The sequence below is a fragment of the Streptomyces sp. SJL17-4 genome (assembly GCF_036826855.1).
Lineage (GTDB): Bacteria > Actinomycetota > Actinomycetes > Streptomycetales > Streptomycetaceae > Streptomyces.
The window spans coordinates 3764843-3778602 of record NZ_CP104578.1; the positions used below are offsets into that span (position 1 = coordinate 3764843).

Sequence of the window (13760 nt, forward strand, 5' to 3'; positions counted from 1 at the left end):
GATCCCGGGGCCGGGGCCGGGGCCCGGTCTCAGGCGTCGATCACGCCCGCGTGCAGGCCCGCGCCGCCGAGCAGGAACACGGTCAGCACCGCGGCCGTCCCCCACACCAGCAGCGCCACGAAGTACCCCCGCCGCGCGTGACGCGTGACGAGCACCGCCACGGCCAGGCACACCGCGGCCACCAGCCAGCCCGGCCCGCCCGCGAGCGGCCACAGCAGGGCCCCGGCAGCGGTCGACAGGAGCAGCTGCCAGCCGGTCGGACGCCCGCCCCACCGGCGTGTCAGGGCCTCGCCGAGAAGCACGATCGGCAGCACGAGCGCGACGGAGACCGCGAACGCCGGGAGCAGCCCGACCACCGCGAGGAACGGAAGCGCGAGCAGGGTCAGCGCGCTGAGACGCTCCTCGCCCGGCTCCGGCTGCCCGGCGTCCCCGAACAGCACGAGCAGGATCAGGGCGATGGCCCCCTCCAGGGCCAGCGCGAGCACCGAGGCCCAGAGCATCCGGCCGTACGTACGCCCCTCGCCGCACTCGTTCGAGCCCCGCTCGCGCACCTCACGCTCGCCCATGCGCGATCACCCCCTGCCGGCCATCATGCTCCTGCCAGGGACACCGTCTCCGTCCGGGGTCGGCGGATCACCAGGGCCATCAGGGCCGCCGCCGCGCACAGCGCGCCCGAGGCGTACCAGACGACGTCGTACCGGCCGAAGACGTCCCGTGCCACACCACCGGCGAAGGCGACGACCGCCGCGCCCACCTGGTGGGAGGCGAGGACCCAGCCGAAGACGATCGCCGAGTCCTCGCCGTAGTGCTCGCGGCACAGGGCGATCGTCGGCGGGACCGTGGCGACCCAGTCCAGGCCGTAGAAGACGATGAAGAACAGCATCGGCGGGTGCACGGCCGGTGCGAGGAGCAGCGGCAGGAAGAGCAGCGAGACACCACGGAGCGCGTAGTAGACCGCGAGGAGCCGGCGGGCCTCGAAGCGGTCGGTGAACCAGCCCGAGGCGATCGTGCCGACGACGTCGAACACGCCGATCACCGCGAGCAGCCCGGCCGCCGTCGTCACCGGCATCCCGTGGTCGTGGGCCGCCGGCACGAAGTGGGTCTTCACCAGGCCGTTCGTCGACGCCCCACAGATCGCGAACGTGCCCGCCAGGAGCCAGAACGGCCCCGTGCGGGCCGCCTTGAACAGCACCGTGACCGCCCGGCGGGCCGCGCCCGTCACGGGCGCCGGCTTCTCGGCGTACTCCCCGCCGTACGGGGCAAGCCCGACGTCCGCCGGATGGTCCCGGAGCAGCAGCCATACGAACGGGACCACCGCGAGGGCGGCGAGCGACACGGTCACGGCCGCCGGGCGCCAGCCGTGGTGCTCGACCAGCCAGGACAGCAGCGGCAGGAACACCAGCTGCCCGGACGCGCCGGCCGCCGTGAGGATGCCCGTCACCAGGCCCCGGCGGGCCGTGAACCAGCGGTTGGTGACGGTCGCCGCGAACGCGAGGGCCATCGAGCCGCTGCCGAGCCCGACGAGCACACCCCAGAAGAGGACGAGCTGCCAGGCCGTCGTCATCCACACCGTGAGCACCGATCCCAGCGCGATGACCGACAGCGCCACCGCCACGATCCGGCGGATGCCGAAGCGGTCCATGAGGGCGGCGGCGAAGGGGGCCGTCAGGCCGTAGAGGGCGAGATTCACCGAGACGGCGAAGCCGATCGTGCCCCGCGACCAGTCGAACTCCTCGTGCAGCGGCTCGATCAGCAGGCCCGGGAGCGACGCGAACGCCGCCGCGCCGATGATCGTGACGAAGGTGACCGCCGCGACGAACCACGCCCGGTGGACGCGGGGCGTGCGGACCGGGGGCCGGACGGGGGGCCGGTCGGGGGTGCGGGCGGGGCTGCCGGTTGTCTGGGCCATGCCACCGAGCATCCCGGCCCGCCCCCGCCTCCGGCCATTGGCCCGAACGACAGCTTTCGAACGGATCGGGACACACGACTGAAGACCAGGCCGCCACTCACACCCTCGGCAGCGTCCTGATCGGGCGCACCGCGAGCAGCGCGCCCACCACGAGCACCGCGATCCCCGCCCCCACGAGCAGCACCTCCTCCGTGCCGACCGCCGCCGCCACCGGCCCCGACAGGGTCCGCCCGACGCCCATCATCAGGAGCGAACCGGCCACGTCGTACGCGTGCATCCGGTTCAGGGCCTCCTGCGGTACGTGCGTCTGGACGGCCGTCGACCACATCACCAGCCAGAAGGCGAAGGCCGCGCCACCGATGAACTGGCCCGTGCCGAGCAGCGCCACGGGCGCGCCCAGGCCGAGCAGCGCGAGGTTCACGGGGAGGCCGAGGAGGGCGACCGCGCCCGCCGCGAGGGGGGCGCGCGGGCGCAGCCGGAGGGCGAGCAGGCCGCCGACGGCGCTGCCCGCTCCGTTGACCGCCATGAGCACGCCGTACGTGGCCGAGCCGTGGTCCTCGGTGACCAGGCTCGCGGTGAGCGGCACCATGGGGCCGGCCACGGTGAGCCCGTACACGGTCCAGATGGCAATGACGCCCCAGAGCCAGTTCCGCGCCCTGAACTCCCTCCACCCGCCGACGAGTTCGGCGCCGAGGGAAGCGCGCCGCAGGGAGTCGGACGGGATCGGGGCGATGCGCATCAGGGTGAGGCAGAGGGCACTGACCGCGAACGTCGCGCCGTTGACGGCGAAGGCGGCGCCCGCGTTCCACACGGCGACGAGCACACCCGCCGCCGCCGGGCCCGCCATGACCATGAGTGCCTCGACGACCCGGAGGACGGCGTTGGCGCGCTGCACGTCCGGGGCGATGCGCGGGATGGTGGAGGCGACGCCCGGCTGGAACAGGGCGGCGCCGACGCCGCTGAGGACGGAGAGGGTGTAGACCGCCCAGAGGGGCGGGCCGCCGAGCGTGAAGGCGACGGCGAGGACGGCCGCTCCGGGCAGTCGCAGCAGATCCGCGAGGATCATCATGCGGCGGGCGGTGAAGCGGTCGGCGAGGACACCGCCGAAGAGGACGAAGAGCGCGAAGGCGGCGGTCCAGCCGCCGAGGGCGTAGCCGACGGTGGCGCCGGAGTGGCCCGCGCCGAGGAGTCCGGCGGCGAAGGCGACCGGGACCATGCCCTCGCCGAAGACGGCGACGCCCCGGGCGACGAAGAAGAGCCGGAAGTTACGGTTCCACAGTGCGGGCGGCTCGGCCGGGGCGGGAATCCGCTCGGCGGCCTCAGACTTGTACGTGTTGTCCGTCACGGAGAGGTAGACCTATCACCGGGTGGTCTACACCACCACTGAATTTCGACCGATCACCGATCACCGCTCACCGCTCACGAATCACCAATCACCAGTGACCAGTGACCAGTGACCAGTCACCGATCACCGATCACCGGAGGGAGCACCGCCCGTGCCGCCGTCGTCCGAACCGCCCCCGCACCGCGTCGCCGTGCTCGCACTGCCCGGCCTCCTCCCCTTCGAACTGGGCATTCCGCACCGCATCTTCGGCCGTGCGAAGGACATCACGGGCCGCCCGCTGTACGAGATCGTCACCTGTGCGACGGCCGCGGGCCCGGTGCCGACGGACGCGGACTTCTCGATCCACGTCGAGCACGGCCCGGAGGCCCTCGCCACCGCCGACACCGTCGTCGTACCGGCCTCGTACGAGCTCGGTCCGGTCTACGACGAGGGCCGGCTCACCGGCGAACTGGCCGCCGCGCTCGCCCACATCCGGCCGGGCACCCGGCTGGTATCCATCTGCACCGGCGGGTACGTGCTCGCCGCCGCCGGGTACCTCGACGGGCGCCCGGCCACCACCCACTGGTCCTCGGCCGAGCACTTCCAGCGGCTCTTCCCGCGCGTACGGGTCGACGCGGACGTGCTGTTCGTCGACGACGGCGACGTCCTCACCTCGGCGGGCGTGGCCGCCGGGATCGACCTGTGCCTGCACATCGTGCGTCGCGACCACGGCACGGCCGTCGCCAACGACGTGGCCCGCAGGACCGTCGTACCGCCGCACCGGGACGGCGGCCAGGCCCAGTACATCGAGCGGCCCCTGCCGGAGGCCGGCACCCACACCACGACCACCGCGCGGGCATGGGCGCTCGCCCACCTCCACGAGCCGATCCAGCTGCGTGACCTGGCCGAGAAGGAGGCGATGAGCGTACGGACGTTCACCCGGCGCTTCCGCGACGAGGTGGGCATCAGCCCCGGCCAGTGGCTCACCCAGCAGCGGGTCGAGCGCGCCCGGCACCTCCTGGAGTCCACCGGCCTGCCCGTCGACCGGGTCGCGCAGGACGCCGGATTCGGCACGGCGCAGTCGCTGCGGGTGCACCTGATGAGCGCGATCGGGGTGACGCCGACGTCCTACCGGCGGACGTTCCGCACGGGCGCGGGCACGGGCGCGGGCGGGTCCGCGCCCGCCCCGTTCTCGCCGCCCCGTCTCAGAACGTGAGGACCCCCCGGGCCACCTTGCCCGCCTCCGCGTCCTCCACCGCTCTCGCGAACTCCTCCACCGGGTACGTGGCGGTGACGAGTTCGTCGAGGAGGAGGCGGCCCGAGCGGTACAGCTCGGCGTAGAGCGGGATGTCGCGCTGCGGGCGGGAGGAGCCGTACCGGCAGCCCAGGATCGACTTGTCCAGGAACATCGCGGCGGGCAGGAAGCTCGCCTCCGCCTTCGGCGCGGTCATGCCGAGGAGGATCGCCTGTCCGTGCCGGTCGAGGAGGTCGATCGCGGTCCGGACGAGCCCGGTGTGCCCGACGCACTCGAAGACGTGGTCGGCGCCGGTGGGGAGGAGCTCCCGTACGCCGTCGGTGGAGGTCAGGAAGTGACACGCCCCGAACTGCCGGGCCACCGCCTCCTTCGCCGGGTTCGTGTCCACGGCCACGATCGTCAGCGCGCCCGCGATCCGCGCGCCCTGGAGGACGTTGAGCCCGATCCCGCCCGTGCCGATGACGACGACCGTCTCGCCCCGCCCGACCTTCGCCCGGTTCAGGACGGCCCCTACGCCGGTGAGGACGCCGCAGCCCATCAGCGCCGCCGAGGTCAGCGGGATGTCCTGCGGGATCTTCACCGCCTGGACCGCCTTGACGACGGTCCGCTCGGCGAACGAGGAGTTCGAGGCGAACTGGTAGAGCGGCCGCCCGCCCCGCGAGAACGGCTGACCCGGCATCCCGATGGCCTTCCGGCACATGGTGGGCCGCCCCCGGTCGCAGTCCGCGCAGGCCCCGCAGTTCGCGAGGGTCGACAGGGCCACGTGGTCGCCCGGGACGACGTGTGTGACGCCCGGTCCGACCGCCTCGACGACCCCGGCACCCTCGTGCCCGAGCACGACGGGAGGGGGGAAGGGGATGGTCCCGTCGACGACCGACAGATCGCTGTGGCACAGTCCGGCCGCCGCGATCCCCACCAGCACCTCACCGGGCCCGGGGTCCCGTACCTCCAGGTCGTCGACGACCTGGACCTGCTTCCCGTCGAACACCACACCCCTCATGAGCCGTTCTCCTTGCTCGCGTCGGTACGGGCGCTCGCCTCGGTACGGGCGCCCGCGCCTGCATTGGAGCCCGTACCCGCACCGGGGCCCGCGTCAGGGCCCGCGCCCGCACCGCTACGGGCGCCCGCACCCGGGCCCGCGCCCGCGTTCGGGCGGTCGCCCGACGCCGCCGCCCGGGCCATCTCCTCCAGGCGCGCCAGCATCGGCATCGGGTCCACCCCCACCGTCCCCGGCAGGAAGTCCGCGATCCGTTCCGGCGTCCAGGCGCCGCCCTCCGCGTACCCCGCCCGCAGCTCCCTGGGCTGCGCCCAGACCGCGATCTTCGGGCCCGCGATCGTGTAGACCTGGCCGGTGATCCTCTCCTCGCGGGCCCGCTCGGAGAGCAGGTAGACGACGAGGGCCGCGACGTCCTCCGGCTCCCCGATCTCCTTCAGTTCCATCGGGACGTTCGCCGACATCCGGGTCCGTGCCACCGGCGCCACCGCGTTCGCCGTCACCCCGTACTTGTGGAGGCCGAGCGCCGCCGACCGTACGAGGGAGATGATCCCGCCCTTGGCGGCCGAGTAGTTGGCCTGCGCCACCGAGCCCTGGTGGTTGCCGCTGGTGAACCCGATCAGGGTCCCGGCCCCCTGGCGCCGCATGATCGCCGAGGCCGCCCGGAAGACCGTGAACGTGCCCTTCAGATGCGTCGCGACGACCGGGTCCCACTCCTCCTCGGACATGTTGAAGAGCATCCGCTCGCGCAGGATGCCCGCCACGCACACGACCCCGTCCAGGCGCCCGTACTCCGTGAGGGCGACGTCGACGACCCGCTGCCCGCCCGCCATCGTCGAGATGTCGTCGGCGACCGCGACCGCCGTCCCACCGCCCGCCTCGATCTCCTTCACCACCGACAGCGCGACCTCCGACGTCGGTTCGCCGCCCTCGATCGACACCCCGTAGTCGTTGACGACGACCTTCGCGCCCTCCGCCGCGCACGCGAGGGCAACGGCGCGGCCGATGCCCCGTCCCGCGCCCGTCACGGCGACGACCTTGCCAGCCAAGAAGTTCCCCACGTCCGGCCCCTCCCGCAGTTTCTGACGGTCCGTTAGATTCATTCGTCGTCAGGATTCTACGGTCCGTCAGATACCGGAAAACAAGACCCCGGAGGCCCCGATGTCTCTGCCCGCCGCATTCCACGAGATCGCCAAGCGCGTCAACAACTGGGGCCGTTGGGGCCAGGACGACGAGATCGGCACCCTCAACCTGGTCACGGACGAGGTCGTGCGCGAGGCCGTCGCCACCGTCCGCACCGGCCATCGCGTCCCGCTCGCCGTCGACCTCAAGCAGGACGGCGTCCAGACCGGCATGATCCCCGGCCGGGTCAACCCGCTCCATGTCATGGTCCAGATCAACCAGGAGCTCTTCGGCCCCGGCACGGTCGCCACCAGCGACGACGCCGTGACCCTCGGCCTCCAGGCCGGCACCCACTGGGACGCCCTGACCCATGTCTCCCACTCGGGCCACCTCTACAACGGCCGCCCCGCCGCCACCATCACCCCGCACGGCCGCTCCGAGTTCAGCGGCATCCACACGGCCCGCCACCTGGTGAGCCGGGGGGTGCTGCTCGACGTGGCCGCCGCCAAGGGCCTGGACCGGCTGCCGGGCGACCACGCCGTCACGCCCGAGGACCTGGACGAGGCCGCCGACTTCGGCGGGGTGACCGTACGGTCCGGCGACATCGTGCTCGTACGGACGGGTCAGATGCAGTCGTACCTGGCCGGCGACCGGCACGGATACGCCTTCCCGTCACCCGGGCTCTCGATCCGTACGCCGGAGTGGTTCCACGCCCGGGACGTCGCGGCCGTCGCCAACGACACCCTCACCTTCGAGATCTTCCCGCCGGAGATCGAGGACCTGTGGCTGCCCGTGCACGCCCTCGACCTGGTCGAGATGGGCATGCTCCAGGGGCAGAACTGGAATCTGGAAGCTCTGTCCACAGCCTGTGCACAAGAGCGGCGCCACGCCTTCCTGCTCTCCGCGATGCCCGAGCCCTTCGTGGGCGGTACGGGCACACCGGTGGCACCGGTCGCCATCCTCTGAGCGCCGGTACGGCGACGGGCGGCGACGGGCGGCAGCGCGCGGCTCGGCCGCCGCCGGCCGCCACCCGGCAGCGAACCGTCAGCAGCGCACCCGACCGGGCGCCACCGACGCCCCCGGACCCGGCGAAGGCGCGGCCGGAGCCGGGTCCACCTCGCACCAGATGCTCTTGCCCGCACCCTCGGGCTGCCAGCCCCACCGGTCCGCGAGGCCGTCGACCAGCTCCAGGCCGCGCCCGTTGGTGTCGTCGCCCTCCGCGTGACGGGGCCGCGGCGGGCGGTCGCTCGCGTCCGCCACCTCGACCCGCACCCCGCCCTCCGCCGCGAACAGCATCCGCAGCACGGCCGGACAGCCGGTGTGCACCACCGCGTTGGTCACGAGCTCGGAGATGAGCAGCACCAGCGTCTCCGCCAGCGGCTCGTCATCGCCTATGCCCGAGCCGGCGAGCCGTGACCGGGCCCACCTCCGGGCTCGCCCCACCTCCGCCGGGTCCGGCCCGACCTTCAACTGAACCTGAAGCACCTGCACCGCTCACACCATCCGAACCGGCGGACACATCGCCTCGCGCCTCACAGCCATCGACGCCCTTACGGAACGTGATTCCCTTGTGAGACAGCATGGTTGACGTACAGTCACCGCAACAAGCGCTTCGGGCATATTCCAGCGCGAAGGAGTACGCGTAGTCCATACTGTGCGACGCACGCTGCGGGGAGTCGAACAGGAGCGCGCAGGGCGCGTCCTCGGGGCGCGAGCGGCGCGCATTCCCGGGCCCGGAGTCACCTCAGGGGCGACACCGGGACGATCCGGGCCAACGAGCACTCGCATCCCACGGAGCGTACCGGAGGCGGAGGCCGACTCCGGGCCGTGACGGCCCCGCCGAAGGACACAACCAGATATCAACATTCCGTGACCCGGCGGGCGCACAGAGCGATGCCGGGAGTCACAGTCCGGCGGCCACCGTCTCCTCGGCGCGCGCGGCGGGCAGCAGCAGCTCGGCCCGCACCCAGGCGCGCTTGAGGTGCAGATGGACATCGGCCTCCCAGGTGAAGCCCATGCCGCCGTGGACCTGGAGGCAGTCCCGGGCGTTGGCGGTCGCGGCCTCGTCGGCGAGGAGCTTGGCGCCGGCGATCTCGACGGGGTCGACGGTGAGGGAGGCGGCGCGGACGGCGGCGCGGGCGAGTTCGGTACGGACGAGCATCCCGGCACAGAGATGCTTGACGGCCTGGAACCCTCCGATGACCTGCCCGAACTGCTCCCGCTCGCGCGCGTAGGAGACCGCCTTCCCGGTGGTGGCCTCCGCGCTTCCCACCTGCTCGGCAGCGGTGAGCAGGACGGCTTCCCATCCCTCCGTGGTGCTCACCGCCGCGGGTGCCCCGGGCACTCGATGAAGCGGCGTCAGCGGATCCACCGACCGCATCGGTACGGCGCCCTCGGCCGAGCCCAGCACCACGTCGGCCTCGTCCAGCCAAGGGACGAGGCCCTCGCCCACCTCGGTCACCACGACGTCCCCCTCCGCCGCCCCCGGCACGGACCCGGCCGCCAGGTGCGTGGCCACCAGCGGCCCCGGCAGCAGCACCCGGCCCGCCTCCTCGAACACGAGCACCGCCTCCGGGAGCCCGAGTCCCACACCCCCCTCCTCCTCCGGGAGCCGCAGCGCGAAGAATCCCGCCGCGCCGAGCTCCCTCCACAACCCCCGGTCCACGGCGGGGGAATCGACGGCGGCCCGCAGGGCCTCCCGATCGAAGAGCCGCCCGAGCAGCTCCCGTACCCCCTTCCGCAGCGCCCGCTGGTCCTCGCCGAGTCGGAAGTCCATGGCAGGGGTCACCGTCCTTTCGGCAGGCCGAGGATGCGCTCGGCGACGATGTCGCGCTGGATCTGGGAGGTGCCGGCGGCGATCGTGTACGAGAGCGAGGACAGCCGGTCCAGGGTCCACTCCCGCCCGAGGTCGAGCGCGTCGGGTCCGAGCACGCCGGCGGCCGCCTCGTAGAGCTCCTGCCGGGCGTGCGAGTAGTGCAGCTTGAAGACGGACCCGCCGGCCCCCGGCACGCCCCCCGTCGCCTGCGCCTCGCTGACGTTCGCCTGGGTGAGCCGCCACAGCGCCCGGAACTCGGCGGAGAGCCTGCCGAGCCGCCGCCGCAGGACGGGGTCGTCCCAGGTGCCGTTCTCCCGGGCCGTGCGGGCGAGTTCGCCGAGGAGGCGGCGGCAGGCGACGACCTCGCCGACGAACGCGGTGCCGCGCTCGAACGACAGGGTCACCATCGTGACCCGCCACCCGTCGTTCTCCTCCCCCACCCGGTTCGCCACCGGCACCCGCACCTCGTCGAGGAACACCTCGGCGAACTCGGTCGACCCGGCCAGCGTCCGCAGCGGCCGTACGGTGACGCCGGGCGCGTCCATGGGCATGGCGAGCCAGCTGATGCCGCGGTGCTTGGCCGCCCCCGGATCCGTACGGACGAGCAGCTCGCACCAGTCGGCGACCTCGGCGTGCGAGGTCCAGATCTTGGAGCCGGAGACGACGTACGCGTCCCCGTCCCGTACGACCCTGGTCCGCAGGGAGGCGAGGTCCGACCCCGCGTCGGGCTCGCTGAAGCCCTGGCACCAGACCTCGTCGCCGCGCAGGACCGGCGGCAGCCAGCGGGCGCGCTGTTCGGCCGTGCCCTCGGCGGCGATCGTGGGGCCGGCGTGGAGGAGACCGACGAAGTTGGCGCCCACGTAAGGGGCTCCGGCGAGTTCGGTCTCCTCCAGGAAGATGAGCCGCTGCGTCGGGGAGGCGTCCCAGTGCACGTCGGCGTACCCGGCGTCGTACAGCCGGCGCTGCCAGCCGCAGTCGTACGCCCGCCGGGCCGGCCAGTCGAGCGGGTCGGGTCTCGCCGGGAGGGTGGGCAGCGCCGCGGCCAGCCACTCCCGCAGCCGGACGCGGAAGTCCTCCTCCTCGGCGCTGTAGGCCAGGTCCATCACACAGTGCCCCGGTCGAAGTCGAGGTCGAGCATGCGGATGGCGTTGCCCCGCATGAGTTTGTAGATCGTCTCGTCGTCGAGGCCCTGGACGTGGTCGAGGGCGACCTCCTTGGTGTGCGGGAAGGTCGAGTCGACGTGCGGGTAGTCGGTCTCGAAGGTGGCGTTGTCCCTCCCCACCACGTCCAGGGAGGCGATCCCGTGCTTGTCGCGGAAGAAGCAGCAGAAGATCTGCCGGTAGTAGTACGTGGACGGCGGCTCGGGGATGAGGTCGCGGACGCCGCCCCAGGCGCGGTGCTCCTCCCACACGTCGTCGGCGCGCTCCAGGGCGTACGGGATCCAGCCCATCTGGCCCTCGCTGTAGGCGAGCTTGAGCCGGGGGAACTTCACGAGGACGCCGCTGAAGAGGAAGTCCATCATCGAGGCCATCGCGTTGTTGAAGCTGAGCGAGGCCTGGACGGCGGGCGGGGCGTCGGGCGAGGCGGCGGGCATCTGGCTGCTGGAGCCGATGTGCATGTTGACCACCGTGCCGGTCTCCTGGCAGACGGCGAAGAAGGGGTCCCAGTAGCCGGAGTGGATCGACGGCAGGCCGAGGTGGGTGGGGATCTCGGAGAAGGTGACGGCCTTGACGCCGCGGGCGGCGTTGCGCCGGATCTCGGCGACGGCGAGGTCGATGTCCCAGAGCGGGATGATGCAGAGCGGGATGAGCCGGCCGCCGCTGTCGCCGCACCATTCCTCGACCATCCAGTCGTTGTAGGCGCGGACGCAGGCGAGGGCGACCTCCTTGTCGTGGGCCTCGGCGAAGGTCTGGCCGCAGAAGCGGGGGAAGGTGGGGAAGCAGAGGGAGGCCTCGACGTGGTTGAGGTCCATGTCGGCGAGGCGGGCCTTGGGGTCCCAGCAGCCGCGCCGCATCTCGGCGCGGGTGATCCCCTCCAGGGTCATGTCGTCGCGGTCGAAGCCGACGGCGGCGATGTTGCGCTTGTACGGGAACGTGAGGTCCTCGTAGATCCACCAGTCGGTCGGCGGGCCGTCCGGGTCCATCGTGATCTGGTACTTGCCGGCGACGTAGGCGAGCTCGCCGATGCCGGCCGTGAGGGGCTGGGGCCCGCGGTCGCGGTACTTCTTCGGGAGCCAGGTCTCGAAGAGGTGGGCGGGCTCGATCACGTGGTCGTCGACGCTGATGATGCGGGGCAGTTCCGTCATGACCCCTCCATGTTTCTGATGGACCGTCAGATCTGACGGCATCAGGCTAGCCCCGCACCCCTGGACCGACAAGCGCCCGGCCTCTACGCTCGCCGCACGATCTGACGGAACGTCAGCCAAGAGGAGTCCGGTCATGGATCAGACCGCACACGCCCTGGGCGATTCCCGCACGCTCTGGGAGCTCGTCGAGCGCCGCGCCGCCCTCACCCCCGACCGGCCCGTCCTCCTCCAGGGCGACCGGGTCCTCACCTTCGGCGGCCTGCGCGAGCGCGCCGAGCGCTGCGCCGCGGGGCTCCACGCCATGGGGGTGCGGCCGGGCACGGTCGTCGCCTGGCAGCTGCCGACCCGCATCGAGACCGCGGTGCTCTCCTTCGCGCTCGCCCGCATCGGAGCCGTACAGACCCCCGTGATCCCCTTCTACCGGGACAAGGAGGTCGGCTTCGCGCTGCGCGAGTCCAAGGCCGAGTTCTTCGCCGTCCCCGGAATCTGGCGTGGATTCGACCATACGGAGATGGCCCGGCGGCTCGGCGCGCACGGCGTCTTCGAGGCGTACGGCCCCGATTCCCTGCCCGACGGAGACCCGGCGGTCCTGCCCCCGCCACCCGCCTCCGGGACCGACGTCCGCTGGATCTACTGGACCTCGGGCACGACCTCCGACCCCAAGGGCGTCCTGCACACCGACCGCTCGCTCCTCGCGGGCGGCTCCTGCCTCGCCCACGCGCTGAAGCTCACCGCGTCCGACGTCGGCTCGATGGCCTTCCCGTACGCGCACATCGCCGGGCCCGACTACACGGTGATGCTGCTGCTGTACGGCTTCCCGGCCGTCATGTTCGAACAGTTCGCGCTGCCCGACGCCCTCGACGAGTACCGGCGGCACGGAGTGACGGTCGCCGGCGGCTCCACCGCCTTCTACTCGATGTTCCTCGCCGAGCAGCGCAGACAGCCCGGCGAGCCGGTCATCCCCACCCTGCGGCTGCTCGCGGGCGGCGGGGCCCCGAAGCCGCCGGAGATCTACCACGCCGTGCGGAAGGAGCTGGGCTGCCAGCTCACCCACGGGTACGGCATGACCGAGGTCCCCATGATCACCATGGGCGCGCCCGACGACACCGCCGAGAACCTCGCCACCACCGAGGGCCGCCCACCGGCCGGCATGGAGATCCGGATCACCGGCTCCGGCGAGGTGCGGCTCCGCGGCGAGGCCGTCTGCCGGGGCTATCTGGACCCGGCGCAGACGGCGGCCGCCTTCGACGAGGACGGCTTCCTCATCACCGGCGACGTCGGCCACCTCACCCCGAGCGGCCACCTCGTCCTGACCGGCCGCATCAAGGACATCATCATCCGAAAGGGAGAGAACATCTCGGCCAAGGAGATCGAGGACCTCCTCCACCGGCACCCGGACGTCGGCGACGCCGCCGTCATCGGCCTCCCGGACGCCGAGCGCGGCGAGCGGGTCTGCGCCGTCGTCGAACAGCCCCCGGGGGCCGGCCCGCTGACCCTCCCGGTGGTGACGGCCTTCCTGCGGGAGGCGGGCCTGTCGGTGCACAAGCTTCCGGAGCAGCTGGAGGTGGTGGACGCGCTCCCCCGCAACGACACGCTGCGGAAGGTGCTGAAGTACCAGCTCAGGGAGCGATTCGGTCGGTGACCCGCTGTTCGGGGAGGGTCAGGTCGGCGAGGGCCGCCGCCCCCGTCAGCGCCCCCGGCACGTCCTCGTACACCTCGAAGAGGCGCCGGACGCCGAGCGCGGTGAGAACCCGGCCGACGTGACCGTCCCGGTCCTCGGGGAGGATCAGGCGCAGCCGGCCGCCGCAGGAACGGAGCAACCGGCGGGCCGCGATCAGCACCCCCACCCCGCTGGAGTCGCAGAACCGCACCGCGGACAGGTCGATCACCAGGTCGTGGCGGCCGCCCGCCACGGCGTCGTGCACGCGGCGGCGTATCCGGGGGGAGGTGACCAGGTCCATCTCGCCCCGCACACGGAACACCGTCCAGGAGCCGTACTCGTTCTCGTCGACCTCGATCGTCGTCACGGTCGCCGC

At 72.6% G+C, this 13760-nt stretch carries 13 protein-coding genes; 3 read left to right on the forward strand and 10 right to left on the reverse strand.

The annotated features are described in order from the left end of the window. Positions 1-29: 29 nt before the first annotated feature. From N5875_RS16640 to N5875_RS16650, 3 genes are all read right to left on the reverse strand, one after another. Positions 30-566: a hypothetical protein gene (locus tag N5875_RS16640; RefSeq protein WP_338494523.1), complete on the reverse strand. Its 537-nt coding sequence runs from the start codon at positions 564-566 to the stop codon at positions 30-32. Between the two features lie 23 nt (positions 567-589). Continuing rightward, on the reverse strand, positions 590-1921 hold the full coding sequence (locus N5875_RS16645) for an MFS transporter (RefSeq protein WP_318212351.1): 1332 nt from the start codon (positions 1919-1921) through the stop codon (positions 590-592). 85 nt (positions 1922-2006) lie between these two features. Beyond that, positions 2007-3215: an MFS transporter gene (locus N5875_RS16650; RefSeq protein WP_318212414.1), complete on the reverse strand. Its 1209-nt coding sequence runs from the start codon at positions 3213-3215 to the stop codon at positions 2007-2009. A 190-nt stretch (positions 3216-3405) separates the two neighbouring features. Between N5875_RS16650 and N5875_RS16655 the strand changes: the two genes are divergently transcribed. After that, positions 3406-4449, forward strand: a complete 1044-nt coding sequence (locus N5875_RS16655; protein ID WP_318212350.1) for a helix-turn-helix domain-containing protein — start codon at positions 3406-3408, stop codon at positions 4447-4449. On the opposite strand, the gene N5875_RS16660 is transcribed toward N5875_RS16655, so the two are convergent. Next, on the reverse strand, positions 4439-5488 hold the full coding sequence (locus tag N5875_RS16660) for a Zn-dependent alcohol dehydrogenase (protein WP_338494524.1): 1050 nt from the start codon (positions 5486-5488) through the stop codon (positions 4439-4441). The two genes, N5875_RS16655 and N5875_RS16660, sit on opposite strands and share 11 nt — an antisense overlap. Next, positions 5485-6543, reverse strand: coding sequence for an SDR family NAD(P)-dependent oxidoreductase (locus tag N5875_RS16665; RefSeq protein WP_338494525.1), 1059 nt, complete (start codon positions 6541-6543; stop codon positions 5485-5487). The genes N5875_RS16660 and N5875_RS16665 overlap by 4 nt, the downstream gene beginning before the upstream one ends. Positions 6544-6643: 100 nt before the next feature. Between N5875_RS16665 and N5875_RS16670 the strand changes: the two genes are divergently transcribed. After that, entirely contained in the window at positions 6644-7570 is a 927-nt protein-coding gene (locus tag N5875_RS16670) for a cyclase family protein (protein ID WP_318212348.1), read from the forward strand. A 78-nt stretch (positions 7571-7648) separates the two neighbouring features. Here the strand turns inward: N5875_RS16670 and N5875_RS16675 are convergent, their stop codons facing one another. The 4 genes from N5875_RS16675 to N5875_RS16690 all read right to left on the reverse strand — a co-directional run bounded on the left by N5875_RS16675 (position 7649) and on the right by N5875_RS16690 (position 11724). Beyond that, positions 7649-8095: an ATP-binding protein gene (locus N5875_RS16675; protein WP_318212347.1), complete on the reverse strand. Its 447-nt coding sequence runs from the start codon at positions 8093-8095 to the stop codon at positions 7649-7651. 412 nt (positions 8096-8507) lie between these two features. Further along, the gene (locus N5875_RS16680; RefSeq protein ID WP_318212346.1) at positions 8508-9380 is read right to left on the reverse strand and encodes an acyl-CoA dehydrogenase family protein; all 873 of its coding nucleotides are present in this window, start codon (positions 9378-9380) and stop codon (positions 8508-8510) included. Positions 9381-9388: 8 nt separating this feature from the next. Next, a complete protein-coding gene (locus N5875_RS16685) occupies positions 9389-10522 on the reverse strand; it encodes an acyl-CoA dehydrogenase family protein (RefSeq protein WP_338494527.1) in 1134 nt (377 codons plus the stop codon). Next, positions 10522-11724 (reverse strand): amidohydrolase family protein, encoded by a 1203-nt coding sequence (locus N5875_RS16690; RefSeq protein ID WP_318212344.1) that lies wholly within the window; start codon positions 11722-11724, stop codon positions 10522-10524. The genes N5875_RS16685 and N5875_RS16690 overlap by 1 nt, the downstream gene beginning before the upstream one ends. A 133-nt stretch (positions 11725-11857) precedes the next feature. Between N5875_RS16690 and N5875_RS16695 the strand changes: the two genes are divergently transcribed. After that, the gene (locus N5875_RS16695; RefSeq protein WP_338494530.1) at positions 11858-13366 is read left to right on the forward strand and encodes an AMP-binding protein; all 1509 of its coding nucleotides are present in this window, start codon (positions 11858-11860) and stop codon (positions 13364-13366) included. Here the strand turns inward: N5875_RS16695 and N5875_RS16700 are convergent. Beyond that, positions 13344-13751, reverse strand: coding sequence for an STAS domain-containing protein (locus N5875_RS16700; protein ID WP_318212342.1), 408 nt, complete (start codon positions 13749-13751; stop codon positions 13344-13346). The two genes, N5875_RS16695 and N5875_RS16700, sit on opposite strands and share 23 nt — an antisense overlap. Positions 13752-13760: the final 9 nt, after the last annotated feature.